At 70.7% G+C, this 16,096-nt stretch carries 14 protein-coding genes and 1 tRNA gene; 9 read left to right on the top strand and 6 right to left on the bottom strand.

What is annotated here, in order from left to right; genetic code table 11:
* Positions 1–48: 48 nt before the first annotated feature.
* The 3 genes from ACFVQ0_RS26700 (at position 49) to ACFVQ0_RS26690 (ending at position 2,476) form a co-directional block, all read left to right on the top strand.
* Positions 49–609, top strand: a complete 561-nt coding sequence (locus ACFVQ0_RS26700; protein ID WP_390091732.1) for a histidine phosphatase family protein — start codon at positions 49–51, stop codon at positions 607–609.
* Between the two features lie 55 nt (positions 610–664).
* On the top strand, positions 665–1,306 hold the full coding sequence (locus ACFVQ0_RS26695) for a GNAT family N-acetyltransferase (RefSeq protein WP_390091731.1): 642 nt from the start codon (positions 665–667) through the stop codon (positions 1,304–1,306).
* Between the two features lie 126 nt (positions 1,307–1,432).
* The gene (locus ACFVQ0_RS26690) at positions 1,433–2,476 is read left to right on the top strand and encodes an ABC transporter substrate-binding protein (RefSeq protein ID WP_390091730.1); all 1,044 of its coding nucleotides are present in this window, start codon (positions 1,433–1,435) and stop codon (positions 2,474–2,476) included.
* Positions 2,477–2,576: 100 nt separating this feature from the next.
* Here the strand turns inward: ACFVQ0_RS26690 and ACFVQ0_RS26685 are convergent, their stop codons facing one another.
* Positions 2,577–4,211 (bottom strand): beta-N-acetylhexosaminidase, encoded by a 1,635-nt coding sequence (locus ACFVQ0_RS26685; protein ID WP_390091729.1) that lies wholly within the window; start codon positions 4,209–4,211, stop codon positions 2,577–2,579.
* Between the two features lie 347 nt (positions 4,212–4,558).
* Here ACFVQ0_RS26685 and ACFVQ0_RS26680 point away from each other — a divergent pair, with 347 nt between their 5' ends.
* The gene (locus tag ACFVQ0_RS26680; RefSeq protein ID WP_024489833.1) at positions 4,559–4,834 is read left to right on the top strand and encodes a hypothetical protein; all 276 of its coding nucleotides are present in this window, start codon (positions 4,559–4,561) and stop codon (positions 4,832–4,834) included.
* Between the two features lie 98 nt (positions 4,835–4,932).
* The gene (glmS, locus tag ACFVQ0_RS26675; RefSeq protein ID WP_390091728.1) at positions 4,933–6,762 is read left to right on the top strand and encodes a glutamine--fructose-6-phosphate transaminase (isomerizing); all 1,830 of its coding nucleotides are present in this window, start codon (positions 4,933–4,935) and stop codon (positions 6,760–6,762) included.
* 251 nt (positions 6,763–7,013) lie between these two features.
* Here glmS and ACFVQ0_RS26670 read toward each other — a convergent pair whose 3' ends face one another.
* Entirely contained in the window at positions 7,014–7,535 is a 522-nt protein-coding gene (locus tag ACFVQ0_RS26670; protein ID WP_024495021.1) for a universal stress protein, read from the bottom strand.
* 1,080 nt (positions 7,536–8,615) lie between these two features.
* Between ACFVQ0_RS26670 and ACFVQ0_RS26665 the strand changes: the two genes are divergently transcribed.
* The 3 genes from ACFVQ0_RS26665 (at position 8,616) to ACFVQ0_RS26655 (ending at position 10,665) form a co-directional block, all read left to right on the top strand.
* Positions 8,616–9,851: a helix-turn-helix domain-containing protein gene (locus tag ACFVQ0_RS26665; RefSeq protein WP_390091727.1), complete on the top strand. Its 1,236-nt coding sequence runs from the start codon at positions 8,616–8,618 to the stop codon at positions 9,849–9,851.
* A gap of 10 nt (positions 9,852–9,861) precedes the next feature.
* Positions 9,862–10,464 carry an oligoribonuclease gene (orn, locus tag ACFVQ0_RS26660; RefSeq protein WP_390091726.1) on the top strand — a complete coding sequence of 201 codons (603 nt, stop codon included), beginning with the start codon at positions 9,862–9,864 and terminating at the stop codon, positions 10,462–10,464.
* A gap of 128 nt (positions 10,465–10,592) precedes the next feature.
* Positions 10,593–10,665: transfer RNA gene (locus ACFVQ0_RS26655), tRNA-His, on the top strand.
* 61 nt (positions 10,666–10,726) lie between these two features.
* Here ACFVQ0_RS26655 and ACFVQ0_RS26650 read toward each other — a convergent pair.
* Positions 10,727–11,083, bottom strand: coding sequence for a MerR family transcriptional regulator (locus tag ACFVQ0_RS26650; protein ID WP_390091725.1), 357 nt, complete (start codon positions 11,081–11,083; stop codon positions 10,727–10,729).
* 188 nt (positions 11,084–11,271) lie between these two features.
* Here ACFVQ0_RS26650 and ACFVQ0_RS26645 point away from each other — a divergent pair, with 188 nt between their 5' ends.
* Positions 11,272–12,177: an NADP-dependent oxidoreductase gene (locus tag ACFVQ0_RS26645; protein WP_390091724.1), complete on the top strand. Its 906-nt coding sequence runs from the start codon at positions 11,272–11,274 to the stop codon at positions 12,175–12,177.
* Between the two features lie 52 nt (positions 12,178–12,229).
* Here the strand turns inward: ACFVQ0_RS26645 and ACFVQ0_RS26640 are convergent, their stop codons facing one another.
* From ACFVQ0_RS26640 to ACFVQ0_RS26630, 3 genes are all read right to left on the bottom strand, one after another.
* On the bottom strand, positions 12,230–13,261 hold the full coding sequence (locus tag ACFVQ0_RS26640) for a LacI family DNA-binding transcriptional regulator (protein WP_390091723.1): 1,032 nt from the start codon (positions 13,259–13,261) through the stop codon (positions 12,230–12,232).
* A gap of 315 nt (positions 13,262–13,576) precedes the next feature.
* On the bottom strand, positions 13,577–15,037 hold the full coding sequence (locus ACFVQ0_RS26635) for a GH1 family beta-glucosidase (RefSeq protein WP_390091722.1): 1,461 nt from the start codon (positions 15,035–15,037) through the stop codon (positions 13,577–13,579).
* Between the two features lie 123 nt (positions 15,038–15,160).
* A complete protein-coding gene (locus ACFVQ0_RS26630; RefSeq protein WP_390091721.1) occupies positions 15,161–16,081 on the bottom strand; it encodes a carbohydrate ABC transporter permease in 921 nt (306 codons plus the stop codon).
* Between the last annotated feature and the right edge of the window lie 15 nt (positions 16,082–16,096).

The raw sequence follows: 16,096 nt of genomic DNA, 5'->3' as shown, positions 1-16,096 counted from the left end.
GGGAGCGCACCGCGATGCTCGCGTCCCGATGCGGCCCCAGGGGCCCTCATGACAGTTGAGATCGTTTACGAGACGCACTCCACCACCACGGACAACGAGGCCGGTATCGCCACCGGCTGGCTGCCGGGGGAGCTCTCGGACCTGGGCCGCCGCCAGGCCCTTGAACTGGGCGAGCGCCGGCCGGGCGATGGCTTCGCGGCCGTGTTCACCTCCGACCTGCGCCGGGCCGTCCAGACGGCCCGGACCGCGTACCCCGGCGGCCGGCCACCGATCCACCAGGACGTCCGACTGCGCGAGTGCGACTACGGCGACCTCAACGGAACCCCTCGCCCGCACATCGCCGCCCGCCGCCTCCAGCACATCGACGTCCCGTTTCCCGGCGGCCAGAGCTACCGCCAAGTCGTCGCGGCCACCCGCGCCTTCCTCCACGACCTGGCAACCGGCTGGGACAGCAGCAGAATCCTGGTGATCGCCCACTCGGCCAACCACTGGGCGCTGGAGCACCTCCTCGCGGGAACGCTGTTGGAGGACCTGCTCCGGGAACCACCGGCCTGGCAGCCGGGGCGACGGTACGAGTTGCCCGGCGACGGGCCCGTCGAAGCCGAGTGACGGCCGGACGCCAATTCGTTCGACACCAACCGCCCCGCCCCGGCAGTGTTCGTCCATGGAACCGCAGCACTGGCCCCTGTACGGGCTTCGCATCCGCACCCCGCGTCTGGAGCTCCGCCTTCCGGACCTGGGGCTGCTGGACGAGCTGGCCTCGGTCGCCGCCGACGGGGTGCACGCCCCGGACACCATGCCGTTCACCGTCCCGTGGACCGACGGCACGCCCGCAGAGCGCGGCCGGGCGGTGTTCCAGCACGTGCTGGCCTCCGTCGCCAACTGGTCTCAGCGGGAATGGTCGTTGAGCCTCGTCGTGCTGCACGAGGGCCGGGTGGTCGGGCGGCAGGACGTGATGGCGAAGGACTTCGCGGTGACCGGTGAGGTGAGCACCGGGTCCTGGCTGGGGCTGGGGTACCAGGGGCGGGGCATCGGCACCGAGATGCGGGCCGCCGCGCTCCATCTCGCCTTCGCCGGTCTCGGGGCCCGTACGGCGGTCTCGGCCGCGATGACGGACAACCCGCGCTCGCTCGGCGTCTCGCGGCGGCTCGGGTACCTCCCGGACGGGCTGGAGACCGCCGCCCTGCGCGGCGCGCCCGTCACGCTGCAACGGTTGCGGCTGGGGCGCGAGCGGTGGGCGGAGCACCGCGCCGTCGACGTCACGGTGGAGGGGCTCGACGGGTGCCGTGCGGAGTTCGGCGGGTGAGAGGAGCCGCCGGCCGGGGCGCCCGGGCGGGGTCCGGCCGGGGCCGGAACGCATAGAAGGTTAGGCTAACCTTCCTCCGGACCGGCTCAAGGCTGGTCCCCGGCCCGTACGAAAGTGGAACCTGTCATGCGCACTGCCCGACCGTCCCACCCCACCCGCCGTGGCCTGCTGGCCATGGGCGGCGCCGTAGGTCTCGGCGCCGTGCTCGCCGCCTGCGGCGACAGCGACGGGAAGGGCAGCGGATCCGGCGGCTCCAAGAGCGCCGACGCCGGGCCGTGGAGCTTCAAGGACGACCGGGGCAGGACCGCGGAGGCCAAGTCGGTCCCGAAGAACATCGTCGCCTTCACCGGTGTCGCCGCCGCGCTCCACGACTACGGGGTCGAGGTCAAGGCCGTCTTCGGCCCGACGAAGACCAAGGACGGCAAGGCCGATGTGCAGGCCGGTGACCTGGACGTCAGCAAGGTCGAGATCCTCGGCAACGTCTGGGGCGAGTTCAACGTCGAGAAGTACGCGGCGCTCGGCCCGGAGCTGCTGGTCACCGCGATGTGGGAGAAGGACGCCCTCTGGTACGTGCCGGACCAGTCCAAGGACAAGATCCTGAAGCTGGCCCCCAGCGTCGCCCTGTGGGCCGCGCAGACCACGATCCCCAAGGCCATCCAGCGCCACGAGGACCTCGCCGCGTCGCTCGGCGCCGACCTCAAGGCCAAGGCGGTCACCGACGCCAAGGCCCGCTTCGAGAAGGCCGCGGCCCGGCTGCGCGCCGCCGCGAAGTCCAAGCCGGACATCAAGGTCCTGATCGGCTCGGCCAGCCAGGACCTCTTCTACGTCACGCTCGCGAAGACCGCCGCCGACACCCTGTACTTCCAGGAGCTGGGCGTGAACTTCGTCGAGCCGAAGGTGAACTCCGCCGGCTTCTTCGAGGAGCTGAGCTGGGAGAACGTCGACAAGTACCAGGCCGACGTCATCATGATGGACAACCGGTCCTCGGCGCTCCAGCCCGGCGCCCTGACCGCCAAGCCGACCTGGACGCAGCTGCCCGCCGTCAAGGCCGGACAGGTCATCCCCCGTACCACGGAGCCGATCTTCAGCTACGACAAGTGCGCGCCGATCCTCGAAGACCTCGCGAAGGCCATCGAGGACGCCAAGAAGGTCACCAAGAAGGCCGCCTGACCCCGGAATCGGGCACTCCGGTCGACAACGAGGGGGGCGGGTTTCGCCCGTCCGGCGGTGGAGGACAGCGCCTCCACCGCCGGACGAGCAGTCACTCCTGTCAGCCCGCCGGCCACGGCACCTGCGGCGACCGGTAGTAGTCGATCCCCATCGCCGTGAACCGCGGCCCGAGCGCCGCCAGCCGCAGCTTGTACGTGTCCCAGTCGTGCGTCGCCGCCGGGGACCAGCCCAGCTCCGCCGCCCCCGGCAGCCGCGGGAACGCCATCGCGTCGATGTCGTCGCTGTCCGTCAGGGTCTCCGCCCAGATCGGCGCCTCGACGCCCAGCACCGCGCTCTCCGGGGCACCTGCGAGGTACGTCGCCGGGTCCCAGTCGTAGGAGCGCTGGACCTCGACCAGACCGGCCCACTTCAGGCCCAGTACGGTCTGGTCGTTGTACTTCATGTCCAGGTACACCCGGTCCGCCGGGGACAGCACCAGCCTGGTGCCGTTCTTCGCGGCGTCCACCACCTGCTGCCGGTCCGCGGCGGACGTCTTGTCGTAGCCCCAGTACTGGGCGACCGCGCCCTTGACCGGCGTGGCCCCGGTGATCTGGTGCCAGCCCATCACGGTCTTGCCGTACTTGCCGACGGTGGCCTGCGCGTGGTTCATGATCTTGGCGTAGTCCTCGTGGCTGGTGGAGTGCGCCTCGTCACCGCCGATGTGGAGGTACCTGCCGGGGGTCAGCGCGGCCACTTCGCCGATGACGTCGTCGATGAAGTCGTACGTGACGTCCTTGCCCGCGCACAGCGAGCTGAAGCCGACCTCGATGCCCGTGTAGAGCGGCGGCGCGACACCGTCGCAGTTCAGCTCGGCGTACGAGGCGAGAGCCGCGTTGGTGTGGCTCGGCATGTCGATCTCCGGCACCACCTCCAGGTAGCGGGAGGCCGCGTAGTTCACGATCTCCTTGTACTGGGCCTTGGTGTAGTAGCCGCCGGTCCCGCCGCCGACCTCCGTCGAGCCGCCGTACGTGGCCAGCTTCGGCCAGGAGTCGATGGCGATCCGCCAGCCCTGGTCGTCGGAGAGGTGCAGATGGAACGTGTTGATCTTGTACAGCGCGAGCTGGTCGATGTACCGCTTGACCTCGGTGACCGAGAAGAAGTGCCGCGAGACGTCGAGCATCGCGCCCCGGTAGCCGTAGCGCGGCGTGTCGGTCACGGTGCCGCCCGCGACGCTCCAGGGGCCCTTCTGGCGGCTGTCCGACTCGATCCGGGCCGGCAGCAGCTGACGCAGCGTCTGGACGCCGTGGAAGAGCCCTGCCGGCTTCCGGGCGGTGATGGTGACGGAGCCGCGCCCGGAGGTCAGGGTGTACCCCTCCGCGCCCAGCTTGCTGTCGCCGGAGCCGAGCCGGAGCCGGATGCCGTCGGCGCCGTCCTTGGTGGTGACCGGCAGGGCGTAACCCGTGGACGGGCGCAGCACGCCCGCCAGGTACTCGCCGATCCTGCGGGCCTCGCCGGACGAGCCGTCGACCCGGATCCGGGTGCTGTCGACGAGGGAGTACGGGGAGCCGCCCGGTCGCACGGAGGCGGGGACGGGGACGAGCTGGCCGAGGGGTCTCGGCGCCGGGACCGTCGCCTCGCTGCCCGCCGCGGACGCCGTGGGCGCCGCGCACGCGGTGGAGACACCGGCCGCGGTGATGAGTAGCAGCGAGCCGAGAAGACGGGGTAGAGCACTGCGTCGCGCGGTGTGCAGTCTCACAAGCCGGGTCCCTTTCTACGGGGTCACATCTGCTTCTGCGGGGTCACGTCCGCGGATCTCCTGACCGACCGGACCGTCGCCATGCGTACCGCTTACCCAATGGATGGTCAAGGTGTAGACCACTTCCCCGCGTTGCCCGCGCCGGAACGTGGCCGACGTCCCGCGGCTTATGGCCGAATTCATCCCGGCGGCCCCGTCCGTCACACGGACGAGCGGGTGCCACAGCGGGCCGGCCGGGGGCACCCGGCACCCCCACTGATCACGGAATCAGAGCCATTCGCGCCGAGTCCTGCCCGATATCGGGCAGAATTGTTGCGCTGGAGCCCCTTCCATCGCAGTATCGACGAGTGCTCGAACGCCGCTCGTCGTACGACGACCTCATCGACCACCTGGTGCGCAGCACCGCGCTCCAGCGCGGCGAGGCCTCCCGGGTGATCCTCGACGTGCTGGCGTACTTCGACGAGACGACCGAGGACTTCGTCCGCCGCCGCCACCGCGAACTGCAGTCCGGTGGCCTGGTCAACGCGGAGATCTTCGAACGGATCGCGGCCGAACTGCCGCACCGGGCGGTCGCACCGCCGGAGCTGTCGCTCCGCCAGCTGCGCCGCATCGTCTACGGCTGAGACCGGCCCGGCGCACGGCACCGGGCACCCACTTACTTGCACGTCTTACTTGTACGTCTACTTGTACGTCGATGGATTGACGGAGGGGCAGGGACGCCATGTGCGGAATCGTCGGTTATATCGGAAAGCGTGACGTGGCTCCGCTGCTGCTGGAGGGACTGCAGCGGCTGGAGTACCGGGGTTACGACTCCGCGGGCATCGTGATCACCGGCAAGCCGGCGGCCGGGAAGCCCGCCACGCTGAAGATGGTCAAGGCCAAGGGCCGGGTCCGCGAGCTGGAGGCCCGGGTCCCCAAGCGGTTCACCGGCACCACCGGCATCGCCCACACCCGCTGGGCCACCCACGGCGCCCCGAGCGACGAGAACGCCCACCCGCACCTGGACGCGGCCGGCAAGGTCGCCGTCGTCCACAACGGGATCATCGACAACGCCTCCGAGCTGCGCCCGCGGCTCGAAGCGGAGGGTGTCGTCTTCCTCTCCGAGACCGACACCGAGGTGCTGGTCCACCTGATCGCCCGCTCGGAGGCGGACACCCTGGAGGAGAAGGTCCGCGAGGCGCTGCGCTCGATCGAGGGCACGTACGGCATCGCCGTGATGCACGCCGACTTCAACGACCGCATCGTCGTCGCCCGCAACGGCTCCCCGGTCGTCCTCGGCATCGGCGAGAAGGAGATGTTCGTCGCCTCCGACGTCGCCGCCCTGGTCACCCACACCCGCCAGGTCGTCACCCTCGACGACGGTGAGATGGCCACCCTCAAGGCCGACGACTTCCGTACGTACACGACGGAGGGCTCGACCACGACGGCCACGCCGACCACCGTGGAGTGGGAGGCCGAGTCGTACGACATGGGCGGCCACGACACGTACATGCACAAGGAGATCTCGGAGCAGGCAGAGGCCGTCGACCGGGTGCTGCGCGGGCGGATCGACGACCGGTTCGCCACCGTCCACCTGGGCGGCCTCAACCTGGACGCCCGCGAGGCGCGCGGGGTCCGCCGGATCAAGATCCTCGGCTGCGGCACCTCGTACCACGCGGGCCAGATCGGCGCCCAGCTGATCGAGGAGCTCGCCCGCATCCCCGCCGACGCCGAGCCCGCCTCCGAGTTCCGCTACCGCAACCCGGTGGTGGACCCGGACACGCTGTACGTCGCGGTCTCCCAGTCGGGCGAGACGTACGACGTGCTGGCGGCCGTCCAGGAGCTCAAGCGCAAGGGTGCGCGGGTGCTCGGGGTGGTCAACGTGGTCGGTTCCGCGATCGCCCGGGAGGCGGACGGCGGTACGTACGTGCACGCCGGTCCCGAGGTGTGTGTCGTCTCGACGAAGTGCTTCACCAACACCGTCGTCGCGTTCGCGCTGCTCGCCCTGCACCTGGGCCGGATCCGGGACCTGTCGGTCGCCGACGGCAAGCGGATCATCGAGGGCCTGCGCAGGCTGCCCGCCCAGATCAGCGAGATCCTTGAGACCGAGGACGAGATCAAGAAGCTGGCCGCGGAGTACGCGGACGCGAAGTCGATGATGTTCATCGGCCGGGTGCGCGGCTACCCCGTCGCCCGTGAGGCCTCGCTGAAGCTCAAGGAGGTCTCGTACATCCACGCGGAGGCCTACCCGGCCTCCGAGCTGAAGCACGGGCCGCTCGCGCTGATCGAGCCCGCGATGCCGACCGTGGCGATCGTGCCGGACGACGACCTGCTGGAGAAGAACCGCGCCGCGATGGAGGAGATCAAGGCCCGCAGCGGCCGCATCCTCGCCATCGCGCACCAGGTGCAGGACAAGGCCGACCACACCATCGTCGTACCGAAGAACGAGAACGAGCTGGACCCGATCCTGATGGGCATCCCGCTCCAGCTCTTCGCGTACCACACGGCGCTGGCCATGGGCCGGGACATCGACAAGCCGCGCAACCTGGCGAAGTCCGTCACCGTCGAGTAGCCGCGCCGCCGCCCCCGGCCGGGGGCGGCCCCGTTCGCATGCAATCGCACCTTTTCCCAGCGGCTCTTATCCACCCCTCACAACCGCACAATCCACTTTTTCGGCTTGGCGGTTTGTTTCACCCCCCTGTTTTGGTAGTCGAGTTGACGCCAAGAGCCGGGCCGGGCGTCCGGAACGAGACCGGCCGCCCGGAAAGCCCGGCGGACGGTCGGACGGGTGCACTCGAACGAGGGAGGGAGAGAGAGGGGCCGCTACGGAATGACGACGACCGGGCGCTGTGCGCGCCGCGCCAGCCGGCCCGCCACGGAGCCGAAGATCCGGCCGACGATGCCCTGGGTCGAGCCCACCACGATCGCGTCGGCCGAGTACTCGCGGCCGACCTCCTCCAGCTCGTGGCAGATGTCCCCGCCGCGCTCGACGAGCACCCAGGGGACCTCGGTGAGGTAGTCCGCGCAGGCGAGCTCCAGGCCGAGGACCTCGGTCCGGTGATCGGGCACATCGACGAAGACGGGCGGCTCGCAGCCTGCCCAGACCGTGGTCGGCAGCCGGTTGGCGACATGGACGATGATCAGGCCGGAGCCCGATCTTCGGGCCATGCCGATGGCGTAGGCGAGGGCTCGTTCGCTGGAGGTCGAGCCGTCGAAGCCGACGACGACCCCGTGCCGGAACGCGGGATCGCAGGAATGACGTGTTTCTTCGACCGCCTGCGGGCCCGACTCGGGGTCGGCTACCTGCTTGCGGTCCGCGGGTTCAGGGATTTCGTGACCGGCCATCGGTGTCTCGGCGAAGAGAGTCCTCGTGAGGAGAGCGACTAGCGACTTGGGGAGCTGCGTCAGAGCTGTGTGAGAGCTGCGTCAGTGGGCGGTGTGGCGGTGTCCGGGAATCATCTTCCCAACCCCTTACCCCCAAGGGTACGGCGCCACTCCTCCACGGCTCAGATCCGCGCAAAGCGCGCGCGACGTTTCACGGAGCATGCCCGAGACCGCCCCGTATGGCAATGCCGGTTGTGCCGTACACCGACGTCAACCGATGTCACAGGATCCGGGCGGCCGCCGGGCGGCGACCGGCGGACCGGACGGGCGCCGCACGCCGGGCGTCGGGGGCCGCACGCAGGGTCGTCGTCGATCCCGTCGTCGATCCGTCGTCGGGATGCCGTCGGGATGTCGTCGGGGCGCCGTCGAGGTCCCCTCGGGACGCCGTCGAGGTCTTGTCGGGATGCCGTCGGGTCGTCGGCGAAGTGTCCGACCGCTCGGTACCGACCTCCGCGCCGTCCGGCGGACCGGGAGGCGATACCGCGCACGGGCGCGTCCGGGTCCGCCCGTCCGGAACCCGCCGCACCGCCGGCGCACCCGCACGCCCCCCGGTCGGCATCCGGACACCCCCAACGGCACCGCCCACCCCCTCCGGACCGGCCGGTGGGGGCGCATGGAAGCGGCCGCCCTTCCGGGGCGTGCGCCGGTTGAACGAATGATTTCCGCACACGCGACCGTATGTTTTCAGCCAACTTCATTCCCCAGCCAATCCCTTGCCGAAATGGCCGATCAACCCCCTTGCCAGCAGGCAGAAGGAGACCGCGCGGTACGCTTCCACCCAACGGGGACGGGCCATGAACGCCAGGCGCACTTCCCTGCACGACTCACGAGTGAAACGCTTCGTGATCGAATGCTTCCCGCCAGGTTGCCTTGTCGACATAAAGCCGGTTGGTGAACTTGTCACGACGGCACCACGGGACGCAGTAGATTCGATCTTGGGTGTCGAAGGCTGGGGACTCGTGCACGACCGAGGGGACAAGTGCAGGTGCGACAGGCCCGTAAGGACCAGGAAGACGCGAACACCGAGGGGGGCTTAGCGTCATGAGCCAGGACTCCGCCACCGCAACGGAGGCTGTACGGAAGCTGAGCGGGCGCCGGCGCCGGGAGGTCGTGGCCGTACTGCTGTTCAGCGGCGGCCCCATCTTCGAGAGCTCCATCCCGCTCTCCGTGTTCGGTATCGACCGCCAGGACGCGGGAGTTCCGCGCTACCGGCTTCTCGTGTGCAGCGGCGAAGAGGGACCGCTGCGCACCACAGGGGGACTCGAACTCACCGCGCCCTACGGGCTGGAGGCGATCAGCAGGGCAGGCACCGTCGTGGTGCCCGCCTGGCGCTCGATCACCTCGCCACCGCCCGTGGAGGCACTGGACGCGCTGCGCCGCGCCCACGAGGAAGGGGCCAGAATCGTCGGGCTGTGCACGGGGGCCTTCGTCCTCGCCGCGGCCGGACTGCTCGACGGCCGCCCGGCGACCACGCACTGGATGTACGCGCCGACGCTGGCCAAGCGCTATCCGTCGGTCCACGTCGATCCGCGCGAACTGTTCGTCGACGACGGCGACGTGCTCACGTCCGCGGGCACAGCGGCGGGCATCGACCTCTGCCTGCACATAGTCCGCTCGGACCACGGCACGGAGGCCGCCGGGGCACTCGCCCGCCGGCTCGTCGTGCCACCGCGGCGCAGTGGCGGCCAGGAGCGCTACCTGGACAGGTCTTTACCGGAGGAGATCGGCTCCGACCCGCTCGCCGAGGTCGTGGCCTGGGCCCTGGAGCATCTGCACGAGCAGTTCGACGTGGAGACGCTCGCCGCGCGCGCCTACATGAGCCGGCGGACCTTCGACCGGAGGTTCCGCTCGCTCACCGGCAGCGCACCGCTGCAGTGGCTGATCACCCAGCGGGTGCTGCAGGCGCAGCGGCTGCTGGAGACGTCCGACTACTCGGTCGACGAGGTCGCGGGCCGCTGCGGCTTCCGCTCGCCGGTCGCGTTGCGCGGGCACTTCCGGCGTCAGCTGGGCTCCTCCCCCGCCGCGTACCGGGCCGCCTACCGGGCCCGTCGTCCGCAGGGCGGAGGTCCTGAGCCGGTCGGCCAGGCCGCCGAGCAGTCGGTGCCCGCCCAGGCGGGTCCCGGGAACCGTCGCACCGTGGCGGCTCCCGCTCCCGCGGGCCAGTCCGCCGCTGTCCCGGCAGCGCTGGACCCGGGCCGCACCGAGCAGGGGCGGCCGGGCTCCGACCCGTACGCGACAGGGCGCCCGGCCCTGCCGGGGCAGCGGAGTGCCCCGTAGGGTGGGGCGCATGAACGATCGCATGGTGTGGATCGACTGCGAGATGACCGGGCTCTCGTTGACGGAAGACGCACTCATCGAGGTGGCCGCACTGGTCACCGACTCGGAGTTGAACGTGCTCGGCGACGGGGTGGACATCGTGATCCGCCCGCCGGACGCGGCCCTGGAGACCATGCCCGAGGTGGTGCGGCAGATGCACACCGCCTCGGGCCTCCTCGACGAGCTGGCCGGGGGCACCACCCTGGCCGACGCGGAGGAGCGGGTCCTGTCCTACGTGCGCGAGCACGTGAAGGAGCCCGGCAAGGCACCGCTCTGCGGAAACACGGTCGGCACCGACCGGGGCTTCCTGCTGCGCGACATGCCGTCGCTGGAGGGCTACCTCCACTACCGGATCGTCGATGTCTCCTCGATCAAGGAACTGGCCCGCCGCTGGTTCCCGAGGGCGTACTTCAACAGCCCGGAGAAGAACGGCAACCACCGGGCGCTGGCGGACATCCGCGACTCCATCACAGAGCTGCGCTACTACCGCGAGGCGGTCTTCGTCCCGCAGCCCGGACCGGACTCCGAGCGCGCGAAGTCGATCGCGGCGCGGCTGTCGTCGCCCCCGGCCTAGGCTCAACGAAAAACCGCTGGTCACGGCCCTTCCGGGGGCCGCGACCGGCGGCAGAACAATGAGGGCGCGAGCACCCTCAAAGACCCTGTACACTTTTTCTCGGCCGGTCGGAAAGACGACCGGACGTGGTGGGTATAGCTCAGACGGTAGAGCACCTGGTTGTGGTCCAGGATGTCGCGGGTTCGAGTCCCGTTACTCACCCTGAACGAAGAAGGCCTGACCCGTGGAAGCGGGTCAGGCCTTCTTCGTGTCCGCGGGTCGATCAATCCCGCGTCACGCTCGCCGCGGTCACGTTCTCGATCACGCGGCCGAGCTTGGCCTCGGCCCGGGTCAGGTCCAGGATGCGTGCGGCGATGCGGTCGCGTTCGACGACGAGCTGGTCCAGCATGGCCGGGGTCGCGACGCCGGTGCTCACGCACGGCAGGAGGTCGACGACGGTACGGCTGGAGAGGCCGGCCGCGAAGAGGTCCTGGATGAGCTGGACCCGCTCCAGGGCCTCTTCGGGATAGTCCCGCTGCCCACCGGGCGTCCGCGCCGATTCCAGGAGCCGCTGCTCCTCGTAGTAGCGCAGGGCCCGCACGCTGACCCCCGACCGCCTGGCGAGCTGTCCGATGCGCATGACGCGGTCGCCCCCTTCCCACTCGTACCTCACGTTCACGTCAGGTTCAGGCTAGCAATACCGGCTCCGGGGGCGGTCCCGAGAAGTCGCGGCGGTTGTGGCTTGCACCTCACGTCAACGTCAGGTTCTAGAGTGACGAACGCCGGACGAACACGTCGTTCCGGCCCGTCGAAGTGAGGCAGACCATCATGCGCGCAGCCCGGTTCCACGAGTACGGCGACGCGGAGAGCCTGGTGATCGAGCAGGCCCCCGACCCCCACCCCGGACCCGGTGAGATCCGTGTCCGCGTCGCGGCGGCCGGCGTCAATCCCATCGACTGGAAGCTGCGCGCCGGCGCCCTGCGCCTCCTGATTCCCCTGGAGCTGCCCGCCATTCCCGGGCGCGACGCCGCCGGTGTGGTCGACGAGATCGGCGACGGGGTGCGGGGCGTGAGCGTCGGCGACCGCGTCTTCGGACTGGGCGGTGTCACCGGGGCCACCGCGGAGCTGTTCGTCCTCTCGGCCTGGGCCCGCATCCCCGGCACGTGGAGCGAGGAGCAGGCCGCCGGTGCCGGTCTCGCGTCAGTGACCGCGATGGGTGGACTGAACGCGCTCGGCCCCCTCGCGGGGCGCACTCTTCTCGTCGAGGGCGCCGCCGGGGGCGTGGGCAGCGCGGCGGTCGAGATCGCGGTGGCGCAGGGGGCCACCGTGATCGGGACAGCCAGTGAACGCAACCACGAGTTCCTCACCGCACTCGGCGCCGTTCCCACCACCTACGGCCCCGGCCTCGCGCAGCGCCTCACCGCCCTCGCTCCGCACGGCGTCGACATCGTGCTCGACACCGCGGCCTCCGGCTCCCTGGACGACCTCGTGGCGATCGCAGGTGACCCGGAGCGCGTCGCGACAGTCGCGGACCACGCGGGCGGGCAGCGCCTGGGCACGCATGTGGTCAACGCGCAGAACGATTCCGCCCTCCTGTCCGAGGCGGCGGAACTGGGCGGGCAGGGCCGCTACACGCCCCGTATCGAACAGACCTACCCGCTGGAGCGGATCGCCGACGCCCACGCGCACGCCGAGCGCGGACGCACCCGGGGAAAGATCGTGATCAGCGTCTGAGGGATCGCGGTCCGCCTCCGAACGGGGCGGTCGCCCGGCACCGCGCCCGTCCTCACGACGAGTCGCGCACGACCAGTTCCGTCGGGAGCACGATCTGCGGCCGCTCGTCGCTCTCGCCCGCGATCAGGTCGAGGAGCACCCGGGTCATCGTGCGGCCCATCTCCTCGATCGGCTGCCGCACGCTGGTGAGGGCCGGGTCCATGTGGCGGGCCACGGCCGAGTCGTCGAAGCCGATGAGGGCCACGTCGTCCGGGATGCGCCGGCCGGCCTCGCGGAGCACCTGGCGGGCGCCCGCGGCCATCAGGTCGGACGCGGCGAAGACCGCGTCCACGTCGGGGCGGCGGTCGAGCAGCTCGCGCATGGCGCGGACGCCGCCCTCCTCGGAGAAGTCGGCGGGGGCGATCAGCCGCTCGTCGGGTTCCAGGCCCGCGTCGGCGACGGCCTTGCGGTAGCCGTCCAGCCGTCGCTGGGAGGCGTAGACGTCGAGTCGGCCCGTGATGGTGGCGATGGAGCGGCGGCCCCGGGAGGCGAGGTGCTCGACGGCTCCCCTGGCACCCTCGAAGTTGTCGGAGTCGACCGAGGGCAGCGGCTCCGCGGCGGACCTGCGGCCGTTCATCACGGCGGGCATGCCCAGCTGCTCCAGCAGGTCCGGCAGCGGGTCGTCCGCGTGCACGGAGACCAGCAGCACGCCGTCCACGCGGTGGGCGGTGAGGTACTGGGCCAGCCTGCGGCGTTCCCGGTCGCTGCCGACCAGGGTGAGCAGCAGCTGCATCTCGGTGTCGGCCAGGGCCGCGCCGACGCCTCGGACGATGTCGGAGAAGTAGGGCTCCGCGAAGAAGCGGCTCTCCGACTCCGGGACCACGAGCGCGATGGCGTCCGTGCGGTTGCCGGCCAGGGCGCGGGCGGCGCGGTTGGGTACGTAGCCCAGCTCGGCGACGGCCGCCTCCACCGCCTCCCTGGTGTGCGCGCTGACCCTCGGCGAACCGTTGATGACGCGTGAGGCCGTGCCGCGGCCCACTCCCGCCCGTGCCGCGACTTCCTCCAGCGTGGGCCGGCCCCCGCTCCGTACTCGCGCTGCCGTCATGGCTGCCTCCCGTTCGCGGTCAATTTCTCACAGTCGGATAACCAAACCAAGTCCTGGTGTTGGCTCTCTTGACACTCGACGGGACCGGTCGGCCGTTCCCCCGCCCCCATCGTGGGAGCGCTCCCACCCTACGCGCGCGGTCAAGCGTCCGTGCGGGCCGGGGTGCGGGCGGGGGCGCGGGCCGGGGTGCGGCCGCACCCGGCGGGCCTGCGGACACGGCTGAGACCCGGCACCGGGCCGGGTCTCAGAGGTGAGGGCTGCTCAGGCGGTCGCGGTCAACCCCCTTGGAGGCGAAGGGGATTGACCGTCCGGGCCTCAGGCGGGGCCGGTCGGCGGCAGGCCGTGGCGGCGGATCACGTCGGCGTACCAGTGGGCGCTCGCCTTGGGGATGCGGCGCTGGGAGGCGTAGTCGACGTACACCGCACCGAAGCGCTTCGAATAGCCGTACGCCCACTCGAAGTTGTCCATCAGCGACCACAGGAAGTAGCCCCGGACATCGGCGCCGTCGGCCACCGCGCGCTGCACGGCGTCGAGGTGGCCGTGCAGGTACGCGATCCGCTCGGGGTCCTCCACCCGGCCCTCGGGCGAGACGTAGTCGTCGAAGGCGGCGCCGTTCTCGGTGACCATCAGGGGCAGGCCCGGGTGGTCGCGGGTGACGTCCATGAGGAGGCTGTAGAGCCCGTTGGGGTCGATCGACCAGTTCATCGCGGTGCGCTCCTTCCCCTCGGCCAGGTGGAAGGCGACGTGCTCGGAGCCGGGCCACGGGGAGTAGTCACTGGCGCCGTGCCCGTCGTTGCGCGTGTCGCCGGAACCCTCCGCGGGCGTGGAGACCAGCGTCGGCGTGTAGTAGTTGACGCCGAGCACGTCGACCGGGCGGGAGATGGCGGCCAGGTCGCCGTCCTGGACCAGCTGCGACCAGTCCACCAGGTGCCTGGTGTCCGCGATCAGGTCCTCCGGGTACTCGCCGCGCAGCATCGGACCGGTGAAGATCCGGTTGCCCACCGCGTCGATCCGGCGGGCGGCGTCGGCGTCGGCCGCGCTCGCGGTGAGCGGGCGGACCTGGTGGAGATTGAGGGTGACCGAGGTCTGCACGGCAGCGGGGAGTTGACCGCGCAGAACCTCGATCGCCCGGCCATGGGCGAGGTTGAGGTGATGGGCCGCCCGCAGGGCGGAGGCGGGCTCGGTGCGGCCCGGCGCGTGCACACCGGAGCCGTATCCGAGGAAGGCCGAGCACCACGGCTCGTTGAAGGTGGTCCACGTCCCGACACGGTCACCGAGGGCGCCCGCCATGATCGCGGCGTAGTCCGTGAACCGGTCCGCTGTCACCCGCTGCGGCCAGCCGCCGGCGTCCTCCAGCTCCTGGGGCAGGTCCCAGTGGTAGAGGGTGGCGACCGGGGTGATGCCGGCTTCGAGCAGCTCGTCGACGAGCTTGCGGTAGAAGTCGAGGCCGCGCTCGACGGCGGGGCCGCGCCCGGTGGGCTGCACCCGGGACCAGGAGATGGAGAAACGGTACGCCTTCAGCCCGAGCCGCTTCATCAGCGCCACGTCGTCGCGGTACAGGTGGTAGTGGTCGGCGGCGATGTCTCCGGTGTCGCCGTTGCGGACCTTGCCCGGCGTACGGCTGAAGGTGTCCCAGATGGAGGGGGTGCGGCCGTCCTCGGCCGCGGCGCCCTCGACCTGGTAGGCGGCGGTGGCCGCCCCCCAGACGAAGCCTGTCGGAAATCTCGTTGCCTCGGGCGCCTGCTTCGGGGCGATGTCGGGTCGTACAGCAGTCATGCGGGAGCGCTCCCAGGAGTGGACGGACAGGGGCGGGAAGGGGTGGTGCTCCGGAACCCGTACGGCCCTCGGTCGGGTAGGGCCGTACGGGACTTCCGGCAGTGGTCGTCGGCGGGTGGTGCGTCAGCCCTTGACGGCGCCGGACATGATTCCGCCGACGATCCGCTTTCCGAAGACCACGAACACCACGAGCAGTGGCAGCGTGCTGATCAGCGCGCCGGCCATCACGATGCTCTGGTCGGGGGTGTAGGAGGCGCTCAGCTGGCCGAGGGCCACCTGGAGCGTCGGGTTCTGCTGGTTCAGCGCGAGGTAGGGCCAGAAGAAGTCGTTCCACGCCTGGACGAAGGTGAGCATGCCGAGCACCATCATCGCCGGACGGGCCACCGGCAGCACGATGCTCAGCACGATACGGAAGTTGTTCGCGCCGTCGATCTTGGCAGCCTCGATCAGCTCGTACGGGAGCGCCTCGCTCAGGTACTGCCGCATGAAGAACACGCCGAACGCGCTGACCAGGGTCGGAAAGATGACCGACTCCAGCTTCCCGCCCCAGCCGAGGTCGGCCATCATCATGAACAGCGGGACGACGCTGAGCTGCGGCGGGATCGTCAGGGTCAGGATGACCCCGGTCATCAGGCCGCCCCGGCCGCGGAACCGCATCTTCGCGAAGGCGTAGCCGGCCAGGGTGCAGAAGAAGAGCGTCGCCACCGTGATGCAGGACGAGACGACGAAGCTGTTGAGGATCGCCTTGCCCAGATGGGCCTGGTTCCAGGCGGCGTCGAGGTTGTGCATCAGCCGGCCGCCCGGCAGGAACGGCGGTGTGCTGGCGAGCACTTCGTCCTGGGTGTGGGAGGCGGCCACCAGGGTCCAGTAGAGCGGCAGCAGCGAGCCGATGCCGACGACGGCCAGCGCTATGTAGGCGAACGGCCCGCCGTTCAGCTGCTTGCCCGCGCCGGGCTTGAAGCGGCTCGCGCGCTTCGGCGCGCGGTGCTCGGTACGTGCCGGGAGGACGGTCCCCGGAACTTGGGTGGGGCTGGTGATGGTCATGGATATCGCTCCCGG

Origin of the sequence: Streptomyces sp. NPDC057900 (genome assembly GCF_042887885.1) — a bacterium.
GTDB lineage: Bacteria > Actinomycetota > Actinomycetes > Streptomycetales > Streptomycetaceae > Streptomyces.
Note: the sequence above shows the minus strand (reverse complement) of the source record. Positions and strands in the feature narration are given on the sequence as shown.